The 23,046-nt window shown below is 38.0% G+C and carries 20 protein-coding genes; 7 read left to right on the forward strand and 13 right to left on the reverse strand.

What is annotated here, in order from left to right:
* Positions 1-428: 428 nt before the first annotated feature.
* The gene (locus tag H5115_RS16365; RefSeq protein WP_182756335.1) at positions 429-1,205 is read right to left on the reverse strand and encodes an amino acid ABC transporter substrate-binding protein; all 777 of its coding nucleotides are present in this window, start codon (positions 1,203-1,205) and stop codon (positions 429-431) included.
* A gap of 133 nt (positions 1,206-1,338) precedes the next feature.
* On the reverse strand, positions 1,339-2,628 hold the full coding sequence (gene msrA, locus H5115_RS16370; RefSeq protein ID WP_182756337.1) for a peptide-methionine (S)-S-oxide reductase MsrA: 1,290 nt from the start codon (positions 2,626-2,628) through the stop codon (positions 1,339-1,341).
* Positions 2,629-2,876: 248 nt separating this feature from the next.
* On the opposite strand from msrA, the gene pxpB reads away from it, so the two are divergent.
* From pxpB to H5115_RS16390, 4 genes are all read left to right on the forward strand, one after another.
* Positions 2,877-3,542 carry a 5-oxoprolinase subunit PxpB gene (gene pxpB / locus H5115_RS16375; RefSeq protein ID WP_182756339.1) on the forward strand — a complete coding sequence of 222 codons (666 nt, stop codon included), beginning with the start codon at positions 2,877-2,879 and terminating at the stop codon, positions 3,540-3,542.
* Positions 3,535-4,461, forward strand: coding sequence for a biotin-dependent carboxyltransferase family protein (locus H5115_RS16380; protein WP_182756341.1), 927 nt, complete (start codon positions 3,535-3,537; stop codon positions 4,459-4,461). The genes pxpB and H5115_RS16380 overlap by 8 nt, the downstream gene beginning before the upstream one ends.
* A gap of 358 nt (positions 4,462-4,819) precedes the next feature.
* Positions 4,820-6,493: an asparagine synthase B gene (asnB, locus tag H5115_RS16385; RefSeq protein ID WP_138489011.1), complete on the forward strand. Its 1,674-nt coding sequence runs from the start codon at positions 4,820-4,822 to the stop codon at positions 6,491-6,493.
* Positions 6,477-7,364, forward strand: a complete 888-nt coding sequence (locus H5115_RS16390; RefSeq protein WP_182756343.1) for a PhzF family phenazine biosynthesis protein — start codon at positions 6,477-6,479, stop codon at positions 7,362-7,364. The genes asnB and H5115_RS16390 overlap by 17 nt, the downstream gene beginning before the upstream one ends.
* 17 nt (positions 7,365-7,381) lie before the next feature.
* On the opposite strand, the gene egtD is transcribed toward H5115_RS16390, so the two are convergent.
* Both egtD and egtB read right to left on the reverse strand, forming a co-directional pair.
* Positions 7,382-8,356 (reverse strand): L-histidine N(alpha)-methyltransferase, encoded by a 975-nt coding sequence (egtD, locus tag H5115_RS16395; RefSeq protein WP_182756345.1) that lies wholly within the window; start codon positions 8,354-8,356, stop codon positions 7,382-7,384.
* Complete coding sequence (gene egtB / locus H5115_RS16400) at positions 8,353-9,624, reverse strand: ergothioneine biosynthesis protein EgtB (RefSeq protein ID WP_182756347.1); 1,272 nt, start codon at positions 9,622-9,624, stop codon at positions 8,353-8,355. Before egtB ends, egtD begins: the two co-directional genes overlap by 4 nt.
* Positions 9,625-10,518: 894 nt before the next feature.
* Here egtB and H5115_RS16405 point away from each other — a divergent pair.
* On the forward strand, positions 10,519-12,099 hold the full coding sequence (locus tag H5115_RS16405) for a BCCT family transporter (protein ID WP_182756349.1): 1,581 nt from the start codon (positions 10,519-10,521) through the stop codon (positions 12,097-12,099).
* Between the two features lie 80 nt (positions 12,100-12,179).
* Here the strand turns inward: H5115_RS16405 and H5115_RS16410 are convergent, their stop codons facing one another.
* The 3 genes from H5115_RS16410 to H5115_RS16420 form a co-directional block, all read right to left on the reverse strand.
* A complete protein-coding gene (locus H5115_RS16410; RefSeq protein WP_033039579.1) occupies positions 12,180-12,890 on the reverse strand; it encodes a 3'-5' exonuclease in 711 nt (236 codons plus the stop codon).
* Positions 12,891-12,893: 3 nt separating this feature from the next.
* Positions 12,894-14,789 carry a DUF294 nucleotidyltransferase-like domain-containing protein gene (locus H5115_RS16415; protein ID WP_182756351.1) on the reverse strand — a complete coding sequence of 632 codons (1,896 nt, stop codon included), beginning with the start codon at positions 14,787-14,789 and terminating at the stop codon, positions 12,894-12,896.
* Between the two features lie 148 nt (positions 14,790-14,937).
* Positions 14,938-15,945 (reverse strand): rhodanese-related sulfurtransferase, encoded by a 1,008-nt coding sequence (locus H5115_RS16420; RefSeq protein ID WP_002961191.1) that lies wholly within the window; start codon positions 15,943-15,945, stop codon positions 14,938-14,940.
* Between the two features lie 208 nt (positions 15,946-16,153).
* Between H5115_RS16420 and H5115_RS16425 the strand changes: the two genes are divergently transcribed.
* Both H5115_RS16425 and H5115_RS16430 read left to right on the forward strand, forming a co-directional pair.
* Positions 16,154-17,482: a DEAD/DEAH box helicase gene (locus H5115_RS16425; protein ID WP_149602754.1), complete on the forward strand. Its 1,329-nt coding sequence runs from the start codon at positions 16,154-16,156 to the stop codon at positions 17,480-17,482.
* Between the two features lie 2 nt (positions 17,483-17,484).
* On the forward strand, positions 17,485-18,318 hold the full coding sequence (locus tag H5115_RS16430) for a S1 RNA-binding domain-containing protein (protein WP_002961188.1): 834 nt from the start codon (positions 17,485-17,487) through the stop codon (positions 18,316-18,318).
* Positions 18,319-18,357: 39 nt separating this feature from the next.
* Here the strand turns inward: H5115_RS16430 and H5115_RS16435 are convergent, their stop codons facing one another.
* From H5115_RS16435 to rpsA, 6 genes are all read right to left on the reverse strand, one after another.
* A complete protein-coding gene (locus H5115_RS16435; RefSeq protein WP_039489775.1) occupies positions 18,358-18,732 on the reverse strand; it encodes a hypothetical protein in 375 nt (124 codons plus the stop codon).
* Positions 18,733-18,825: 93 nt separating this feature from the next.
* Positions 18,826-19,530 carry an orotidine-5'-phosphate decarboxylase gene (gene pyrF / locus H5115_RS16440; protein WP_182756353.1) on the reverse strand — a complete coding sequence of 235 codons (705 nt, stop codon included), beginning with the start codon at positions 19,528-19,530 and terminating at the stop codon, positions 18,826-18,828.
* A 44-nt stretch (positions 19,531-19,574) separates the two neighbouring features.
* The gene (lapB, locus tag H5115_RS16445) at positions 19,575-20,711 is read right to left on the reverse strand and encodes a lipopolysaccharide assembly protein LapB (RefSeq protein WP_002961182.1); all 1,137 of its coding nucleotides are present in this window, start codon (positions 20,709-20,711) and stop codon (positions 19,575-19,577) included.
* A gap of 2 nt (positions 20,712-20,713) precedes the next feature.
* Positions 20,714-20,995, reverse strand: a complete 282-nt coding sequence (locus tag H5115_RS16450; protein ID WP_039489780.1) for a lipopolysaccharide assembly protein LapA domain-containing protein — start codon at positions 20,993-20,995, stop codon at positions 20,714-20,716.
* 21 nt (positions 20,996-21,016) lie between these two features.
* Positions 21,017-21,304, reverse strand: coding sequence for an integration host factor subunit beta (ihfB, locus tag H5115_RS16455; protein WP_002961178.1), 288 nt, complete (start codon positions 21,302-21,304; stop codon positions 21,017-21,019).
* Positions 21,305-21,371: 67 nt separating this feature from the next.
* A complete protein-coding gene (gene rpsA, locus H5115_RS16460) occupies positions 21,372-23,039 on the reverse strand; it encodes a 30S ribosomal protein S1 (protein WP_002961176.1) in 1,668 nt (555 codons plus the stop codon).
* Between the last annotated feature and the right edge of the window lie 7 nt (positions 23,040-23,046).

The following is a 23,046-nucleotide window of genomic DNA, read 5'->3' on the forward strand; positions in this document are numbered from 1 at the left end:
GGTTTAACATGTTTTCAGTATGAAAATGTTGTTAAATTTCGGTCGTGTCTTGACTTGTACTGTTTTTATTTTCGTCTCACACCACATGGAATGTAGTACAAAGCTAACACCGTGTAGTAAAAAGAATCTTTATATGGGGTGTTAAGATGTTGTCAGTGTGAAAAAGCGGTTCAAGTTAGGTGGTGACTTGGCTTGAACTGTTTTTATTTTTGGCGCAAACCACATGGTATGCAATACAAAGCTACCAACGTATAGTAAACAGAATCTTTATATTGTGTGTGAAGATGTTGTCAGTGTGAAAAAGCGGTTCAAGTTAGGTGGTGACTTGGCTTGAACTGTTTTTATTTTTGGCGCAAACCACATGATATGCAATATAAGTTTAATACTTTTAAAAGCCCCGTAAGTTATAACTTACGGGGCTTTTTTAGTTAATTTTTAATTTGATATTCTTTTTTTAATTTACTTATTTGCACTTTATGTGAAATCAAGAAGGTATTAAATTTCTTGATTATGTCAGGGTAGTCAATCGACGATAATAAAAAGGCTTGTAAATCTGTCGGCAATTCGTTTTGAAAATAAACAGGTCGGGTTAATTTAAAGTATTTTAGGAGGTTATAATTTAATACATCGTTAGAAATGTAAATACACTCCACCCGCTCTTTTAAAAGCAACTCTATTAATTCAATTACGTTAGCTGTTTCTATTAACTCAACGTTTTCATTATTCATTAACGGTTTAAAGCTTTGAGGCGTAAACCCTCTTACCGTTGCAAAACTAATGCATTCATCAATAGTGATATTTTTACTTAAACTCGCAATGCCCGTTTTAGTCACAACGGTTGGCTGCGAATAAATAATTTTATTTACATCAATAAATGAAGCTTTGTAGCTTGGTTTCCAGCTAGGGTTATCTGGATACTTAAAGTCGACATGGCGATGTTCCACAAATTCTTTGTAAAGTCGATTAATAGGTAGTGTGTAAAACTCAAACTTAAAGTCATGCTGCTGGGCAAACAAGGTAAGTAACTTTTGACTGAAACCATAATAGTCGCGGTTATCAGCCCCACTACCATCGTAGTATGGAAGGTATTCTATATTCTCTACGCCTACTACGTAATGAGTCGCTGATTTAGCGTTGTTTATTAAAAACAGTAAAGCGAATGGCAAATATATTAACTGCGTTGCTATTTTTTTTAATTGATTCATTAATAACCTAAGTAATATTATTGACGATTAGCTGCACGCTTAAATTTTAACAAATTTGCAAAGATTATGATAAGCCTATTTTGTTTTATGCAAAAAAAAGCCTGATTAAAATCAGGCTTCGCAAAGAAATGGTTTAGCTTTTATCTCTCGGTACAAAATCAAGAACTGTTGCATTAATACAGTAACGATCGCGACCTCTTGGACCTTCACCTGGAAATAGATGTCCTAAGTGTATGCCTGTACTTTTAGAGCGAAGCTCAATGCGTGTCATCCCCCAGCTGCTATCGTCGTGCTGTGTTACGTTGTTTTTTACAGGATGAGTAAAGGACAACCAACCAGTACCTGAGTTAAACCTATCGCTTGTATCAAATAGTGGCTCGCCACTTAATTTATCAACAAAAGTACCGTCAGGTGTGTTTTTAAACTCTTTGTACTCTTTACAGTAAGGTCTATCTGTTCGTGCATCAAATGCAACTTTATAAGCATCACTGTTACCTAATTTAAAAGCGCCTAATGCTTTATAAAACTCTTCAGGCGTTGCGTAACCTTGACGACCATATACCTCAACGCCATTTTCTAAAAACAAAATGGTTGGTGTTGCCCACGTGGCTGACTTAATAGTTAAATCATCAAGTTGGTCAGCATGGCGAAACGACATTGGTATTGTTCCTTTGTAATCATTTGCGACTGCTTTTTTAAACTTTTCACAATATGGGCAGTATTCACGTGAATCAAGTACCACTATTTGCTTTCCTGCTAGTAAAGCAGTGTTATCTACTTTTTCTACAGGTGTTTTATTAAAAACAACACCGGTAGAATGATCTGGGCAATAGCCATTAGGGTTCTTTTCTAAATAATTTTGATGATACTCTTCTGCCGATACAAAACCTTGAAGCGGTTTAATAACTGTTTCAATTTTGCCATAGCTCGCATCAGTTAAAAGCTGCTGATATTGCGATTTAACTTGCTCAGCTACTTTAGCTTGCGCATCAGTGGTCGTTAATACAATTGAGCGATATTGCGTACCAATGTCGTTACCTTGGCGATTTTTTTGTGTAGGGTCGTGACTTTCAAAATAGTTTTTTAAGAGATCTTCTGCTGAAATTATATTGCTGTTATACATAACTTGTACAACTTCAGCATAATTGTTCTCGTCAAAACGACGAGACTGATCAGTAATATTTCTGTAGGTAGCTTTAAAGCCATTGCCGTCAGCGTACCCCGATTCAGCATCAATAACGCCATTAAGCGCTTCGTAGCGTTTTTCGGCTCCCCAAAAACAACCCGATCCAAGTACAATGGTTTCTACATGCATGGTGGCTTCTACATTACTGTGCTCAACCTTTTCCATAGATAAAGCAAAGCTGCCTGCGCTAAATATAATAGCAGCGCCTGATAAATATAATAAATGCTGGTGTTTCATAAAGTACCTCTTAAACAAGTGCGTGCTAACTAAGACCTCCTTATCCTAATTTTCATTTCAACCTAATTACTTATTTAGTACGAAGCGTATTAAGTTTTGGTCCTCAATAAGTTAAATACGATTAATTGAATATAAAACTACTCTTAAAGTAAGTTGGGCAATAAACATAACCACTTAGTCGCAATGGTGTAAATAAATTAATAAAACTGTGTTACGTTTAAATTATGTTGTACAAATAGGTTTATTTAATGAAGCCAGCTCCTCATATTTATGCATTAACAAACAGTAGTTTACTGTTTGATGCATCGCATTTAGACGCTACAGATATACTCTCTATTCAAAAAAAAATTTGGGCTTTAGCTAGCCACTGTAAAAGCACTGATGAATTTAGCGACTTGGTGCCGGCCATGAACTCGCTCACTCTCTATTTAAAATCAGATAAACACTTAAATAAGTGGTTACAAGTGCTACCTTCGCTGTGGAATGAGATTAAAACGAGTACTTTTAAGGGGCAGCATCACTTAATCAAAACCTCATACAAGGGTGAGGACATTAATTACGTGGCTCGCTATCATAATTTAAGTGCCGATGAAGTTATTAATATTCATAGTAAAACCAAGTACCACGTTTTATTTTTAGGCTTTCAGCCCGGTTTTGCTTACTTACATGGCTTAAATGAGCAATTACATACACCAAGACGTGATGAGCCACGTACTAGGGTTCCTAAAGGCTCTGTTGCGATAGGTGCTGCACAAACCGGCATTTATCCCGCAGATACCCCAGGTGGTTGGCATATAATAGGTCATACAAATACTGCTTTGTTTGATTCGACCTCTGAGCAACCTTGTTTAATTCAACCAGGCGATACGCTTGAATTTGTTCCGCTCGTTAATAAAGGAGTAAATCATGATTAAAGTACTTAAAAGTGGTGTATTACTTACAATTCAAGATTTTGGCCGTGAAGGCTACCGCCATTTAGGTGTAAGCAAAGCGGGCAGCCTAGACCCTATTGCACAAATCATTGCTAATAGATTACTTAACAATAACGACAATGATGCCGTTTTAGAAATAACTGTAGGTTTGTGCGACCTGGAATTTACCTGCGACACAGTAATTGCGCTTCATGGTGCAGATTTGCAAGCAACCCTTGATGGACATGCAATTTATCCTGGTTGGACATACGCAGTAAAAAACAAACACGTCCTAAGTTTTGCTACTGGTAGAGCAGGCTTAAGAGCTTATTTAGCAGTGAAAGGCGGTATACAAAATGCTGAGATTATGGGTTCTAAATCTACAGATTTAAACGCATGTTTTGGTGGTTTTGAAGGTAGATCTCTCACCACTGGTGATGAAATACCTATTACTCCTTATTATGGAGAGTTTATAAAGGTAGGCGCAATTGCTCCCGCCCAGCGCAAACTTATACGCCTGCATCCAAGTCCACATGCCGACTTATTAGGCGAGCCTTTACTTAGCAACTTTGTGTCTACCGCTTTTAAAGTCAGCAATAATAGTAACCGAATGGGCGTAAGGCTTGAGCATAAAAATGATTTGGGGCATTCGCACTCTTTGCCATCACTAGGGGTGAGTCCTGGGAGTATTCAACTTCCACCAAGTGGAGAGCCAATTGTGTTACTAAATGATGGCCAAACCACTGGGGGCTATCCACTTTTAGGCACTGTTATTGAAGCCGACTTACATCAATTTGCACAATTTAGACCTTTAGATACTGTTGAGTTTAAATATGTAACGTTTGAAGAAGCAGCAAAGGCGAAGCAGAAACTTGACGGACACCTACATCAATTGAGCCTTGCACTAAAAAATAACCTATAAAAATATTCTAAAATAAATAGGAAAACTATTGCGCAGGAATGAAAGGTGGTTTGTGCATATTCCTGATTTAACAAGCCAAGCTGTGCACCATAATGGCGCACTAAGTATGTGTCAATAAACTGCTGTTAACGCGCTAAAAGTGATGATTGCACAAGCTTTGAACAATAATAGCGACGTAAAAATAGCAACAGGCATCATGCATTGCCCGCTTTGGTGCAGTTATATATAACTTGGTGCATAAATTATTCTTAATTAATTGTAAAAGCTATGTGACTTGAGTAATTTTTTCTGATAAAACAAGGTTTCGCAGCACAGCAAATTGGCTCTGCTGCACACATAATAGGAATGAGGAGTTACTATGTGTTCAATTTTTGGGGTGTTAGATATTAAATCTGATCCCGCTCAATTGCGTACCCAAGCAATTGAAATGTCAAAGCTGCTTAGACACCGTGGTCCAGATTGGTCTGGTGTATATGCATCTGAAAAAGCTATTTTAGTACATGAGCGTTTAGCTATTGTTGGTGTATCAAGCGGTGCACAGCCTTTATACAATCCTGAAAAAACAAATATTTTAGCGGTTAACGGCGAGATTTATAATCATAAAGAACTTGCAGCAGAGCTAGATGTTGATTTTACTTTTCAAACTCAATCAGACTGTGAAGTTATTTTAGCGCTTTATAAACAAAAAGGGCCTGACTTTTTAGATGATCTAAATGGCATTTTTGCATTTTGTTTATACGACGAAGAAAATGACGCCTACTTAATTGGCCGTGACCATATTGGTATTATCCCGCTTTACACGGGTCACGACGAGCACGGTAACTTTTACGTTGCTTCTGAGCTAAAAGCACTTTCTCCAATTTGTAAGCATATTGAAGAATTTCCACCAGGGCATTACCTGTACAGCAAAGATGGCAAAATGACGCCTTATTACAAGCGTGATTGGGAAACATTTGATGCAGTTAAAGATAACAGCGCACAAGCCCAAGACGTTAAAGATGCATTAGAAGCGGCCGTTAAACGCCAGCTAATGTGTGACGTGCCTTACGGTGTATTACTTTCTGGTGGTTTAGACTCATCAGTTATTTCTGCTATTACTCAGCGTTTTGCTGCAAAGCGTATTGAAGATAACGATGAAAGCGATGCATGGTGGCCTAAGTTGCATTCTTTTTCAGTAGGCCTTGAGGGTTCACCTGATTTAGCCGCGGCCCAAAAAGTAGCTGACATGATTGGTACCATTCACCACCCTATCATTTTTACCATTCAAGAAGGTATTGATGCATTACGTGAAGTGATTTACCACATAGAAACCTACGACGTAACAACAATTCGTGCCTCTACACCTATGTACTTAATGGCTCGCCAAATTAAAGCGATGGGCATTAAAATGGTGTTATCTGGCGAAGGTGCTGATGAGCTATTTGGTGGTTACTTATACTTCCATAAAGCCCCTAACGCACAAGAGTTTCATGAAGAGCTAAACCGTAAAGTATCAAAACTGCATATGTTTGACTGTTTACGTGCTAATAAATCAATGGCAGCATGGGGCGTAGAAGCACGTGTACCGTTCCTTGATAAAGAATTTGTTGATGTTGCTATGCGTATCAACCCTGAAGCTAAAATGTGTAAAGATGGCAAAATTGAAAAACACATTTTACGTGAAGGCTTTGATGGCTACTTGCCTGATGAAGTTTTATGGCGCCAAAAAGAGCAATTTTCAGACGGTGTTGGTTACAGCTGGATTGATACCTTAAAAGAGTTTGTAAACGAGCAAGTAAGCGATCAAGAGCTTGCAAATGCTAAATTTAAATACCCTATTAATACGCCAGATTCAAAAGAAGCTTACTACTACCGTACTATTTTTGAATCGCACTTTCCTGGTGATGCATCAGCTAAATGTGTACCACATGGTAAATCGGTAGCGTGTTCGACTCCTGAAGCACTTGCATGGGACGCATCGTTCCAAAACAATGCAGATCCATCAGGTCGTGCTGCTGGCGTTCATAACGACGCATATGCAAGCAAAGGTTAATACTCTTTGTTTAACGAAGCGTAAGCCCAAATGGCTTACGCTTCGCTTTATAAAACTCACTTCCACCGAATCTGTTTTTTATAGCCCTGCAAATAACTTAAAAGGCTCAAGTGCTTTAATTGTTATTTATAAAATTGGGTTAACATCAAAAACAATGCAATATATTGCATCACAATCAAACCACCCTGCTACCGTATTTTTAAATCAAAATGAGATAACTAAACGCCATTGTAATATTCGTTGGTTTAACCAAACAAGTGAAATTAAACGCTGTGGTCATGGTACTTTAGCGGCCGCTAATTTTTTAATAAAGTATTTTGGTTATTGCCCTGAAGTATTTACATCAATGAGTAATGAGCGCTTTACTATAAGAGTAAAAAAACAACGCGCACAGTTGTTACTAAAAAGTATAGAGTCTAAAAAAAGCGAATTAGCTAAAGGTGAGTTAAAAAGAGTGTTTTCATTAGAAATAAAAGCAGCCTACAGTGCCGGCGAAAATAACGGTTATACGGTTGTGTTATTTAATGAAGAATTTAATAAAGAGTTTAGTAAAGACGTTGAAAAAGACGTTGAAAAAGACGATTTAAAAAGCTTACACGTTGATTTTAAAGCGTTAAATAAACTCCATAAAAATGCTGTTATAGCGCTTAGTATAAAAAATATAGACAAAAAAAATGCTATAGCGCATTTTAGATACTTTGCACCCCAGTTTGGAGTAAATGAGGACAGTGCAACGGGCTCTGCGGTGTCTATTATTGCCCCCCTTCAATTTAGACTGCATGGTTTAAATAAAGCTAAACTTATACAGCAATCAAATAATGGCGCATTGCTAAACTATGAATTTAACAATGCTAAAGTTGTCATTTACTAAACATATTAATTAAACGTTTATAGCGGTCTTAATAAGCACAATGCAAAATAGTTACTATCGTCTTGCCATGTTTGCTCTAACTTTAAATTAGCTTGCGCTGCAAGCTGCTTAAACGATTCGAGCGTGTACTTATGAGAGTTTTCTGTATGGATACTTTCGCCTTCAATAAAGTCTATTTGCTGATCATTTATAACCACGCTTTGATTACAGTTACTTACTAAATGCATTTCAATACGGCTATGTTGCTCATTAAAGCGTGACTCGTGGCTAAAGTTATCTAAATTAAATGTGCCGTTTAGCTCGTTATTAATACGTTGTAGTAAATTTTTATTAAATGCAGCGGTGATTCCCGCTTTATCGTTATATGCATCAAGTAGCACTTGGCGCTCTTTTACTAAATCAACCCCAATTAATACATAACCGTTTACTCCACATAAGCGATGGAAATTATTCATAATTTCTATAGCTTTAACTGGGGCAAAATTACCAAGAGTAGAGCCTGGAAAATACACCAAATTGGTTTGACTATCTAAAGCGGTGTCTTTGGTTAGCTGTTTAACCATTTGGCTATGTGTAAAGTCTCCTAGTAATGGCGAAATTGCCAAATCTGGGAATAACGGTGACAAATGTGCAAGTGAATAACTGAGCATCTCCTCAGAAATTTCAAACGGTACGAAGGTTTTTACGTTTGCCATATGCGCTAATAAATACGCGACCTTTTTACCCGAACCACACCCAGGCTCAATAATAGAGAGGTTTTCAGGTAGTATTTGAGCAATCGACTGCGAGTATTGCTCTAAAATAGACAACTCCGTACGTGTAACATAATACTCTTGTAGGGATGTTATTTGCTCGAATAATGCAGCACCTTTATCATCGTAAAAATACTTACACGGAAGCGTTTTTTGTTGTTGAGTTAATCCGCTTATCACTTCGTTTAAAAATTCAGTGTCGGTTATGTTACTTTGTTTAATCGCTGTTACTTGGCTCATACTATATCCTTAGCTAGTCTTATCCCGCTGCACATCCACGCTTGATGTGGGTAATAAAAATTCCGGTATGTTTGTCGTAAATGGTTTTGAGGGGTAAACACACACCCGCCCCGTAACACCATTTGGTTATTCATAAATTTACCATTGTATTCCCCTGCCACTCCTTCAATAGGCTTAAAACCGGGGTATGGCAAATATGCACTGTTTGTCCATTGCCAACATGAATCCGTTAACTGGTTTATTTCAGTATCATCTTTTGTTTGTTGTGGTGTTAGATAGTTATTATTAGTGTCTGTTGAAGGTGTATTTTTAGCTGCATATTCCCACTCGAACTCTGTAGGCAAGCGAGCCTTTACAAAATTAGCGTAGGCGCTGGCCTCAAAATAACTAACATGGCTGATGGGAGCACTTAAATTTAAAGGCTGCAATCCATAGTGTGTAAACTCAAACCATTCGTTATTTATGTAATGCCAATATAATGGATGCGTTAAACGAGTGTTTTGAATATGCGCCCAACCGTCGCTTAACCAATATTGTGGATTGCTATATCCACCGGCATTTATAAAGTTTAAATATTCACCATTAGTGACCAATCTATTAGCAAAACTGAATGCATGAATTAGTACTTGGTGTTTGGGGCACTCGTTATCATATGCAAATTCATCGTCGGCATTTGTGCCAATATTAATAATGGCTTGTTCAAAATTGATAAAATTAAGGGGTTTAATATCAGCTGATCTTTTTTGGCTATTTAAAAGCGATGTTTTATATTGAGGAAATAATGGATTTACTGAAAAGTTATATTTGATGTCCATAAGCATTAGTTCTTGATGCTGTTGCTCGTGGTGTAACCCAAGTTCAATAATATCTTTAATGTGCGGGTTAACGTCAGTCTTAAGTAATTCAATCACGCGGCTATCTACGTGTTCTCTGTAAGCTAGCACTTCGTCTAAACCTGGCCTAGATAAACTTCCTCTGTTTGCCCGTTTAAATTGCTCTCCAATCCCATTGTAGTAAGAATTAAAAAGCATTTTATAGTGAGGGTTAAACACTGTGTACTGTTTACAATAAACACTAAGTAAAAACGTTTCAAAAAACCACGTGGTATGCGCTAAATGCCATTTAGTGGGACTAGCATCAGCCATAGCTTGTAATTGGCAATCTTCTACAGTGAGTGGTTCAATAATAGCTAGGCTTTCGTCTCTAACGCTGCAAAAGCGTTTAACAAGTTCGTTTTGATTGGTATCGTTTGTAACGCTTTCTCGCATAATAGTATTAATCCTTTGCCTATCTATTTATAAAATATAGCTTAGGGCATGCTGAGCTTTTTGGATTGAAATTTGTTCAATCTAGGGGCGATTAAATCGCGGCACGAGGTTTGTAACCTAGTGGGCTAAGTAAAAACCGAGTAACAAAGAGTTAATCGTCCCTAGAAAGAACCCAAAGAGCAGTGTATGTTTGGTATTTATGCTGCGTTATCGCCTATTTATGGGGAATGACCACACTACATAGCCTCTGCCTTGCCTAAAAACCAAACACACTACTGCAAATTCAATCGCCAAAATTCAACATACCCTAATGTTGTGTTAAATCATATTCATATTACAACTTGATTAAAGATGCTTATCGGCTTATAAATTTATAATAGCCTTGAAGAGAAATTCGCTCTTTGCTAGCCGGCTTTTGATTATTTTTATTTGCATGAAAGCATGAAAAATAACGCATAAGCTGTTACAGAACCGCTAAGCTATAAATCTAGGAGCGATTAAATCGTGACTAGACTTAACAAATTTCAATCCTAAAAGACTTACAAGCCCTAATATTTAAGCATTAATTAAGCTACTTAAAAATGATCTTTTTTTACTTAACCAAGTAAATTAATACTTTTAATAGCAAACTAAATTTTAACGTTCACTGAATTTTTAAATTTAGGGCTTTTAAATGAAAGAATCATGAATTTGGCCATATAAACAGCGTTTTAAATACAAATTCATTTACATTTAATATTTAACTCATACACTACTAGCTGTATGATCACGCTTCAAATTAGTTAGTCTTCAAATAATTACGGTATTACTTTTTACTTAATATTTAAAGACTAATGTAATTCGATATGACGCCGAATTTATTTTGGCTTGTTAGGACAACTAAAGAGGTATTGCATGAAGGAAAATCATGACAAATATAGTATTGACAACACGGATTACACCGTAGGTCAGGACAACGTACAAAAGTGGGGGTTTGATATTCACAACCCTGTTTTTGGAACTAGTGCGGGCCTGATTGTCATCTTTTTAATCGCCATACTTGTTACCGACCCACAAACTGCAAAAACAGCGCTTGATAGTATCAAGACCGATATTATTAATAATTTTGATGCCCTATTTATGTGGGCTGCTAACTTCTTTGTACTCTTTTGTTTAGCACTTATTGTTTCTCCTTACGGTAATATTCGCCTTGGTGGTGATGACGCTAAACCTTCTCACTCTCGCGTTTCATGGCTTGCTATGTTATTTGCTGCGGGTATGGGTATCGGCCTTATGTTTTGGGGCGTTGCTGAACCAGTTGCTTACTTTACTGGTTGGTACGAAACACCGCTTAATGTAGCCGCTAATACACCAGAAGCTGCAAAATTAGCAATGGGCGCAACTATGTTTCATTGGGGTCTTCACCCTTGGGCTATTTACGCTGTTGTTGGTTTATCTCTTGCGTTTTTTACCTATAACAAAGGTTTACCTCTTTCAATTCGTTCTATTTTTTACCCTATATTAGGTGATAGAGCTTGGGGTTGGCCTGGTCATATCATTGATATCTTAGCTGTACTTGCTACGTTATTTGGCCTTGCAACATCTTTAGGTCTAGGTGCGCAGCAAGCTTCTGCAGGGATTAACCATGTATTTGGTACAGAAGGTGGTGTTGGCTCTCAAATATTAGTAATAGTGGGCGTAACACTACTAGCTATAATTTCTGTTGTGCGCGGAATTGATGGCGGCGTAAAACTTTTAAGTAACATTAATATGCTAATTGCTTTTGCTTTATTAGTGTTTGTTTGCTTAGTAGGTTTTGCTGTTGCTATGGGTAATGTTCCTAATACAATTATGGGTTATGTAGAAAATATAATTCCGCTTAGTAATCCTCATGGTCGTGAAGACGAAACATGGATGCATGGTTGGACTGTGTTTTACTGGGCTTGGTGGATTTCCTGGTCGCCGTTTGTAGGTATGTTTATCGCGCGTGTATCACGTGGTCGTACAATTCGTGAATTCTTAATTGCAGTTTTACTTATTCCTACTCTAGTTACCGTTTTATGGATGTCTATTTACGGTGGTATTGCGATTGATCAAGTAGTTAATGGTGTTGGTGCGTTAGGCACTAATGGTTTAACTGATGTACCTTTAGCTATGTTCCAAATGCTTGATGAATTACCTTTATCTAATATTTTATCGTTTATTGCAATTTTATTAGTGTTGGTATTTTTCATTACGTCATCTGACTCTGGTTCATTAGTAATTGATTCAATTACAGCTGGCGGTAAAATTGATGCACCGGTACCACAACGTATATTTTGGGCATCGGTTGAGGGCGCAATTGCAGCTGCTTTACTTTGGATTGGTGGCACACAAGCAATTGAAGCACTACAAGCAGGCGCTGTCTCTACAGGCTTGCCATTTACTATTGTATTATTATTTATGTGTTTAAGTTTAGTTTTAGGTTTACGAACTGAGCCTCGCCCAGTTAAATAATACTTTTAGTAAGTAACACTTTTAATTAGTAACGAAAACGCCGCAATTTTTGCGGCGTTTTTTTGTTTGGTCATTAAAAGCTAGAACCACAGCTCTGAGATTGGAGTATCTACACGATAATGATAACTCAGTTGCGCTTGTAAAAGTTCTGCTGTAGCAAGTGCATCCGTTAACGCATTGTGATTTTGATATGCTGGTAGGGAATAACGCGCACGGCAATCTGTTAGCCTAAGAGAACCTAATTTTGTGTTAAACAATCGCCCTAATAAACCCTGCCTTGCTTTTAGTGCTCTTTTTTCTATTTCCATTGTATCAACAAGTGCAAACTCAATACCTTCTTTAAGCCTTAACAATAACGCATTATTTAAAAAGTGACGTTCTATTGCGGCATAATGCACCACGACAACTTTACCACTGAGCGCTTCAAGTAAAGGCTCTATAATTTGATTAAAGTCGGGGGCGTCGTCCACCTCAGAGTGCGTTATTCCATGTATCAAAATAGACTCTTCATGAAGGTTGCGCCTAGGCTGCACAACCCAATGCCGACTGTGCTTACAATAAATGCGCTCTAAATTGAACGGCACTAAACCAACACTCACTATATCGTCGTTTTGGCTATTTAAGCCTGTTGTTTCAAAATCCATTGCTACAAAAGGTACGTCTTTTATTGCAGCTTTGTCTTGGTTATAAGCACCCGCATAAAAGTGTTTTAAGAGTTTATTTTTGGTGCTATTGGCAAGCTCGTTATACCTAGCTTGCCAATCAATTGCTTTATGATTACGCGGATTCATAGGCTACTTCACACCAGAGTTTGCTGTGTAGCTAAATTTTAAATAGCTTTGTGCTTTTTCTAAAATGGCGAATGCCTCTTTTAAGTTTCGTTGCTCGAACGGAGAAAGTAAATGTGGATCTAAGTCGTTATCGGGCTCTTCGCCCTTCTCTATTTGCCACGCTTGATGGCGAATTCGCATCATGGCAATATACTCAAGTGCATCACGTAAATCTTGCGCTTTACCCTGTGGTAACAGCTTAGCTTCAATAATATCTTCTAGCCGCTCAAACGAATTTTGTTTACGTGAACCAATAGCCAATGCGTGCACGCGAATAACATCAGAAAGAGGTGCAGTCCCTCTTCGCTTTAAGTTCATTGAACGCTTATGTTGGCCATTATGCTCCATAACAAAGCCTTTAAAGAAACCTAGTGGAGGTGTTCTATTTCTAGCATTTGCTGCCATATTAGCTAAAAATACGCGATTTACTTTACTTTGTTTTGCTATAAATATTTTAAGCTCGTCGGCCCACTTGGTTTTACCCCACACACCGTCTAAGTCAAAAAATATAGAACTATTAAGCAATGCTTGTGGTTTTGGCTGCGCGATCCAATCTGCAAATTGATCGAACCACTGTGAGCGAGTTTTACGCCATTTTTTAAACGACGCCATAATTTCTCCATCACAGTAGGTGTAACCACACTGCGCTAAACCATCACACACAAAATCGGCAATATTTTGAAAATACGCGTTATGTTTTTCGTCGTCATAACTGTCATCTAAAATAAGCGCGTTGTCTTGATCGGTTACAATAAGTTGCTCGTCTCGAGCCATTGAGCCCAGAGCAATAAAACAGTAAGGCACAGGAGGTGCTCCAAACTTTTCTTCTGCTAATACAAGTAGTCTTTGTTTAAATGTACGCCCTATAACAGCCATGGCTGTACCAACCATGTGTGAGTTTGCATCTTCATTCACCATACGAACAAACACATTGGGCAATTGGCGTGCATAATGCGCCAAATCCTCTATTGTTTGTTGAGCCAGTATGCCACGTACAAGTAATAAGCTGCTTTGGGATTCATAACGCAAAATATCAGAGAGGGAGATAACGCCTATTGGGCGTCTTTTTTGTACTACTGGCAAATGATGTAAGTTATCTCTAAGCATGGCCAATACAGCTTCGAAAATATAGTCATTAGCATCTAAAAGCACTAAGTTAGTGGACATAATGTCTTTTGCTTGCGTGTTAAAGGCAAGCCCTTTTGCCACTACTTTAGTGCGTAAATCCCTATCGGTTATTATACCAACTACTTGTCCATCATCTTCTTCTGGGTCATCATTTATGGGTTTATTTACATCGGTTACCAACACTGACGATACCGCCTCTTCGGTCATTAATTTAGCGATATCTTGTATCGTAGAGGTTGCATCTACGGTGACTACATCTCTGTGAATTAATGATTTTACCTTCGCGGTTGTCAGGTCATTGCCATCGGCTTGTTCGACAATAGCTTGATGCAAACGCACGTTACCGTCTGTTTCGAAGTAATCAGCAAACGCATCAAACTCATCACAGTAACGATTAAATAGCTCGACATTTATGCAATATACTAACGTATCTTCAAGAGCAGTTGCAGGAAAACGCACCTTACGGTTCATCAATAAACCCATTTGACCAAATATACCTGCGGTAGCCAAACGATTGTACAGCTCGCCATTTCGGCGATACATTTCTACAGAACCACTTCTAATTACATACAAATCAGAAATGTCTTGTCCAAAACTCAAGATATCTGTTTTTGCTCTAAAATAAGCCACTTCTACTTGTTGAGCTAGCTCATTAAGCGCTTTTTGAGGTAAGTCATCAAAAGGAGGATGTTGTGCTAAAAATTGTGCGATTTCAACTTGTTCGGCTTGCATAAATCCCTTCCTGTATGCGCATTAAAATGACTAAATCTATTTTGCAGATTAACACTATCATCGGGGTGTGAAAACAATTACTGCACAATTTTGGGCACAAAAAAAGAGCCTAAATAGACTCTTTAAATGTAATACTTATTGTAAGAATTTATTTACCGCGCTGAGCGTCTTTTTGGGCTTTTTTAGCTTCTTTACGTTGTTGTAAAACAGCTTGTGCTTCATTACCAATATGGCCTTCACCACGCGCTTGCGCTAATTCTATTTGCTTTTGGCGCTCTGCAAAACGTGCGCGTTGTTCGTCCGTAACTTCTTCAATACAATGATGACAAGAGACGCCTTCCATGTATTCAGGCTTTAACTTTTCGTCTTCTGTAATTGGCATACGACACGCGTGGCATTGATCATAAGAACCTTTTTGTAAGTCGTGATCAACCGCAACGCGATTATCAAATACAAAACACTCGCCTTCCCACATGGTTTCTTCTTTTGGCACTTCTTCTAGGTATTTTAAAATACCGCCTTCAAGGTGATAAACTTCATCAAAACCTTGCTCTTTCATGTAGGCTGTCGATTTTTCGCAGCGGATACCGCCAGTACAAAACATCGCCACTTTTTTGTGTTTTTCAGGGTCTAAGTTTTCTTTTGCCCACTGTGGAAATTCACGGAACGTTTTAGTATTTGGATCGACCGCATTTTGAAATGTACCAATTTCAATTTCGTAATCATTACGTGTATCAATTAAAATTACTTCAGGGTCAGATATAAGTGCGTTCCACTCATTTGGCTTAACATAGCTACCCACAACTTTTAACGGATCTACGCCTTCAACGCCCATCGTTACAATTTCTTTTTTTAGTTTTACTTTAGTTCGGTAAAACGGACATTCATCGTCGTAAGATTCTTTTGTAACGATGTTTTTTAAATTTGGTTGCTCATCTAGCCATGCTAATAAGTTGTCTATCCCTTCACGTTTTGCAGAAACAGTGCCGTTTATACCTTCGGCAGCGAGCAATAAAGTACCGCGTACTTCATTTGCTTCCATCACTTCTAATAATGGCTTACGGATAGCTTCAAATTCAGGTAAACCTACAAACTTATACAGCGCACATACTACAAAGTGATCGCCCGTTACATTATCTTTATGAACAACAGTCATTATATTTCCTATTTTGCCTTGTTAGCCAATATTGGCGTTTACCGAATCGTAAATCCGGCGCATATGGGGCGCGTATTTTACGCTTTTTTAGTTTAATTGCAAAAAATAGCGCTATAGATTGGTTTTTACTGTTAGCGACCTAGCTGTGTAAGCTATAATGCGCTAATAAATTTATAGAGTTAATTTGCTCATTTTGGAGAAACACACATTGCAGTTTACTGATCTTGGGATTGATACACGCCTTGAAACACAATTAGCACATCAAGGGATCACCCAGCCCACCGATATTCAAGCGCATGCAGTGCCTACCGCACTTGCAGGGCATGACATTTTCGCTCAGTCTAAAACTGGGTCGGGCAAAACCTTGGCGTTTTTATTACCTGCTGTACAAAGGGTTATGAAACAAAAAGCACTCAGCAAACGCGATCCTCGTGTACTTATTGTTGCTCCTACGCGTGAGCTTGCTACGCAAGTATTTACTCAGCTGCGTTTATTAATTGCTGGCACAGCTATTAAGGCAGTTAAAATACTTGGCGGCGAAAACTTTAATGACCAAATAAAAGCACTTAGAAACGACCCACAATTCGTAGTTGCTACACCTGGGCGTTTAGCTGATCACATTACAAAACGCTCATTGCAATTGAGTGGACTAGAGCTGCTTATTTTTGATGAAGCCGATCGTATTTTAGATTTAGGCTTTACCGAGCAGTTAAAAATGATTAACGAGCAAGCTAATCACCGTTTACGTCAAACGTTATTGTTTTCTGCAACACTTGACCATGCACAAGTAGATGCACTATCACGTAACCTATTAAAAAAACCAAAGCAAATTACGCTAAGTGCAGCAAATGAGCAACATAGCGATATTAAACAAACGTTATACCTTGCCGATCACCTTGATCATAAAGAAGCGCTATTAGAGCACTTTTTAAACCAAGATGATGTTGGTCAATGTATTATCTTCACAGCAACGCGTGCTGACACGAGCCGTTTGAGTGAAGCGCTTAATGCTAAAGGCTTCAAATCTGTAGCGCTTGCTGGTGATTTAACGCAAAACAAACGTTTAGATATCATGGATTCGTTTAGCCGCGAAAACTTTAAAATATTGATCACCACCGACGTTGCATCTCGTGGTTTAGATTTGTTGAGCGTAACGCACGTTATTAACTTTGATTTACCAAAACACGCTGAAGAATATGTACACCGCATAGGTCGTACAGGACGTGCTGGCTTTAAAGGAAATGCAATTTCATTAGTTGGCCCAAAAGATTGGGCAAGTTATTTAGCTATTAAAGCATTTTTAAATGACGAATTAAAATTTGCGAGCATAGAGAGCTTAAAAGCTAAGTTTAAAGGTTTAAAAGAGAAAAAACCTGAGGCAGCGTGGGACAAATCTAAAGAAAAAGCCGCCGCTGTTAAAAAGCCTGCATTTAAACGCAAAGCTAAACCTAAAAAGCCTACAGCACCAATTAAAGCACCGATGAACATTGATGGCGATACACCAATGCGCCGTAAAAAAAAGCCTGAGCAGGAATAATTATGAGTTACCTAGGAACCACACAAACATTATTTGTAAAAGAAGTGAGTAACGAAGGTGCTTACTTAGACGGCCATGATTTAGGTGAAGTATTTTTACCAAAACAAGAAATAAAACATGAGCTTGAAGCGGGCGATAGTATTAGTGTATTTATCTTTTTAGACAATGCTAATTTAGCCACAGCAACAATAAAGAAACCACATGCTCAAGTTGGCGAGTATGCCCTACTACGCGTTAAAGAAATAAATAGTATTGGGGCATTTTTAGATTGGGGCCTTGAGAAAGATGTGCTTGCACCTTTTAATGAACAAAAACCACGCATGCAAGAAGGCCATTCTTATTTAGTACGCCTGTATCTTGATAATGCAAGCCAACGTATTTGTGCCTCAAACAACTTTAATCGTTTCCTATCAAAAGATGAGCCGCAATATACTCACTTACAAGAAGTGGATTTAATTGTTGCTGGCAAAACAGATATTGGCTACAAAGTATTAATTGAAGAGTCGCACTTCGGTGTTGTTTTTTACAATATGGTATTTAAAAGCTTATTTGTGGGTCAAAAGCTTAAAGGCTATATTCAAAAAGTACGTGACGACGGAAAAATTGATGTTGTACTAGAAAAGCCAGGTATGGGAAAAGTAAGTGACCTTGGTGAAACTATTATGCAAAAGCTTAAAAACGAAGGCGGTGTTATTCCACTTGGTGATAAGTCTGATCCTGAAGCAATAAAAAAGATGTTTTCTACAAGTAAGGCTAATTATAAAAAAGCAATTGGTGGCTTATTTAAACAAGAGTTAATAGATATTGAAGCGAAATCCATTCGCTTAAGATCTTAATTATAATTGGCTGTAATTACTAATAATACCTGTTTGTAATTAACCTAAAATATATTTATAAGGCAATGTACATTGCGTATATTGCCTTGAATAATCAAGTACTTCAACTTCCGACTCAAGATTGAGCGGTGCCAAACGAAAAACCTTTTTTTCACATTCTGTTTTTTTATCATCAAGCTTTGATATACATTCACTAACGCTTACATGCTGAGATATAAGTGTATCTTCATTTTTGTAACACAGATGATGAGCATAATCTTGCATTGTTTTTTTAAAATCAAACATATCGACTGGGTACGTTGGAATTATATCTGTAACGGTTGTTACACCATCGTATGCTTTATTAGAAAAAACGTACTTATTTACTGAAAAACCCGCAATAACAATTATTATAGAACCAAAAAATAACTTCAAAACAAACCCCTACTACATTTTGATTTTATTAATGTAACATAAAACTCACATAAGGTAAGGGGTTTTAGCACTATATGACTGCTTATTGTTAAATTAAGCTATAGAGTTATTAACATCACTAAGCACTTTTACAGGATTATCTGCTTGAGTAATCGGTCTGCCTATAACTAAATAGTCACTTCCTGAATCTATAGCTTGCTTAGGAGTCATTATACGCTTTTGATCACCCGCATCACTCCCTTCAGGGCGTATACCAGGCGTAACAAGCTTAAAGCTATCACCTAACTCTGTTTTTAAAGCTTTTGCTTCTTGTGCAGAACACACAACACCATCAAGCCCAGCTTCCTTTGCAAGCTTAGCTAAATAGATAACTTGCTCTTGAGCTGATTTATCAACACCTAAACGCTTAAGCTCTATTTCATCCATACTTGTTAATACAGTAACAGCGATAAGTAATGGCGCTTTGTCACCAAATTTCTCTAGAGCCGATTTAGCTTTGCTCATCATTTCAAAGCCACCAGAAGCATGAACGTTTACCATCCACACACCCATTTTAGCAGCTGCAGTAACCGCTTTAGCTACTGTATTAGGAATATCATGAAACTTTAAATCTAAGAAAACATCAAAACCTAAATCAATTAACTCTTTAACAAATGCAGGTCCAAAATAGGTAAACATTTCTTTGCCGACCTTGAGACGGCAAGTATCAGGAGAAAGTTGTTTAACAAAGTTTAAAGCAACTTCTTGATCATCGTAATCTAATGCAATAAGAATTTTTTTTGAGTGTTCGAAAGACATAACTATCCTAGTGAATGGCAGTAAAGTTATTAATTATGGGGTTATTAAAATCCGTCTAAGCCTCGACTTGGAACAATGGTTTCCCAATGCTTACAAGAAGGGCAGTTCCAATATATGGTGTAGCTTGTAAAACCACAATGCTGGCATTGAAAATCTGGTTTTGTAGCAATATAAGAGGTTACAAGCTTATCAATTTCGTTAAGTACTTCTTTAGTATTTTTATTTTGGTCACCCATTAATTGCAGTAAAAAACTAAAACCACGAATAGTAGGTTGACGTTTTAAGCTATCAGTTAAAAATTCAAAGGCTTGCTTGGTGTGACCTTGCTCAAGTAATGCTTGGCAATGCTTTATTTTAATTAATACACCGCCCTTCTCTAACAAGTCACTGACTAACTCGTGAAATTGATGCGTCAAATTCAATTGTTTATAACTGTGTGCAAGCTCATCAATAAACAACGGAGCAAACAAGGTAAATTGAGAGACAAGTTCACGCCAGTAATAAATAGCTTTAACGTAATCTTCTTTTGCGTAAGCAACTAACCCTAACTCGTAAAGCGGACGCACGGCTTTATAATTTAAGCTAATCGCTTTTCTCATTAGTTGGGGTGTATTGTCACTTAAAGCTGACTCACAATAAAAATTAGCAATTGCTTTAAATTGCTGTTCTTTTGAAAATAGTTCGCTATGGGCTTCAAACATGTTGATGCCTTTTTCCCATTCACGGGTTTGCGAATATAAAGTGATAATTGGGTCCAGCGCTTCTACATGCCCTGCTTTAACTAACCAAACTAAGTGCTCTTCCGCACTGTCAAGTAGTCCGGCCATGATATAATCTTCGGCTAGTTCTAAACGGCTAGTTGCAGCTTGTTGTTCATTTAAGCTTGGGTGTTTTAACAGAAGTTCATGAATTTTTATTGCGCGGTCTAATTCACCTCTACGGCGAAACATGGTGGCAAGTGTAGAATAGTGTTCAACCGAGTCGGCTGAAACTTCAAGTAAGTTGATTAAATGCTCTAAGCCTTGATCTTCTTCTCTATCGAGTAGAAATTTTAAGCCTTTGCTATATTCAGAAGTGATCTGACGATTAAGTTGATGAGCTTGGTTTTTAGCACTATTTTTACCCATAATCCAACCGTAACCAGCGGCAACAGGTAATAGTAAAAACAAAAGCTCAATCATAGTTAGGTGTCTTTATTCGCGGCAAGCTTTTTTTTATCTTTTTCAGGCGCTAATTGCTTTTTTAAGCGGTAGTTTTGCCATTTTAATTGCGAAAACAATTTAAAGCTAATAAAACAACCAATCAAAACACCTAATAAAAAGCAGATACTTATTATTACAGCTAAAGGTAGTGTATTACTGGCTATAATGTAATTTACTTGTACTAACTGTGGGTTTTGTGACCCTAATACAAATGCACTGATAAGGCATAGTGCAACCAGAATAATTTTTAATACCTTGAACAAGTAACTACTCCACTAAGTTAACTAGGCAATGCTTTCATTCACGCGGTCGCGCAATTCTTTGCCTGGTTTAAAATGAGGTACATGCTTTCCTTCAAGCTCAACTGTATCGCCAGTCTTAGGATTACGACCTGTGCGAGGAGCGCGGAAATGCAAAGAGAAACTACCAAAACCTCTGATCTCAATACGATCTGAAGTAGATAATGAGCCGGCCATTTGTTCAAGAATTTCTTTTACAGCATTCTCAACATCTTTCACTGGAACGTGTGCGTGTTGTTCCGCAAGTATTTCTATCAATTCTGACTTAGTCATAGCGTTTCCTTAAAAAGAGATATAGGAAGGGCAAAAAATGCCCTTCCAACTAAAAACTAATTATATATTAGTCTTTTTGTGCATTTGCGAAAGCAGCTGCCATTGCGTTTTCAAACACTGGCTCTTCTTTCTTAAGCTTCTCTAGTACTTCTTTCTCTTCTGCTTCGAAAAGAGCTTTTACAGATAAGCTTAAAGTGCGGTTCTTACGATCAACACCAACGTATTTAACTTCAATCTCGTCGCCTACAGAAACAACAGTAGTTGCATCTTCAACGCGCTCTTGAGCGATATCAGCTACACGGATGTAACCTTCAACGCCTTCGATAAGTTCAACAGTTGCGCCTTTCGCATCAACTTCAGTCACTTTACCTTTAACAATAGCACCTTTTTTGTTTGCATCAAGGTAGTTATTGAATGGGTCAGCTTCGATTTGCTTAACACCTAGAGAGATACGTTCACGCTCTGGGTCAACTTGCAATACGATAGCAGTGATTTCGTCGCCTTTCTTGAATTCACGTACAGCTTCTTCGCCAGGTGTATTCCAAGAAATGTCTGAAAGGTGTACAAGACCGTCAATACCACCGTCAAGACCGATAAAGATACCGAAGTCAGTGATTGATTTGATCTTACCAGTAACTTGATCGCCTTTGTTTTGTAGACGAGCAAATTCCTGCCAAGGATTAGCAATACATTGCTTAAGACCAAGAGAAATACGACGACGTTCTTCGTCAATTTCTAAAACCATAACTTCAACAGTGTCGCCAAGGCTTACAACTTTTGAAGGATGGATGTTCTTGTTAGTCCAATCCATTTCAGAAACGTGTACTAAACCTTCAACGCCTTCTTCGATTTCCACGAAACAGCCGTAATCTGTAAGGTTAGTAACACGACCAGAAAGTTTAGAACCTTCTGGGTAACGACCAGCGATAGCTGCCCATGGATCTTCACCAAGCTGTTTAAGGCCTAGAGAAACACGAGTTTTATCTTTGTCGAATTTTAGAACTTTAACTGCGATTTCGTCGCCAACATTAACGATTTCTGAAGGGTGCTTAACACGCTTCCAAGCCATATCAGTAATGTGTAGTAGACCATCAACACCACCAAGGTCAACGAATGCACCGTAGTCAGTAAGGTTCTTAACGATACCTTTAACTTCTTGGCCTTCAACAAGGTTAGCAAGAAGCTCTTCACGTTCTTGTGAGTTTTCAGATTCGATAACTGCACGACGTGAAACAACAACGTTGTTACGTTTTTGGTCAAGCTTGATTACTTTAAATTCAAGCTCTTTGCCTTCAAGGTGAGTTGTGTCACGTACTGGACGAACATCAACAAGTGAACCAGGTAGGAAAGCACGGATTGAATCAACTTCAACTGTGAAACCGCCTTTAACTTTACCGTTGATAACACCAGTAACAGTCTCTTGCTCTTCACATGCTTTCTCAAGACGGATCCATGCTTCGTGACGCTTAGCTTTCTCACGAGAAAGGATAGTTTCACCGAAACCGTCTTCAATTGCATCTAGTGCAACATCTACTTCGTCGCCTACAGCAACTTCTAGTTCACCAGCAGCATTTTTGAACTGCTCTGCAGGGATAGCACTTTCTGATTTAAGACCAGCATCTACAAGTACAATGTTATTCTCGATAGAGATTACTGTACCTTTAACGATAGAGCCTTGCTCTGCTTCAAAACCCTTTAAGCTTTCTTCAAATAACTGCGCAAAATTTTCTGACATACGAATA

Source organism: Pseudoalteromonas sp. SR44-2 (genome assembly GCF_014163745.1).
Taxonomy (GTDB): Bacteria; Pseudomonadota; Gammaproteobacteria; order Enterobacterales; family Alteromonadaceae; genus Pseudoalteromonas; species Pseudoalteromonas distincta.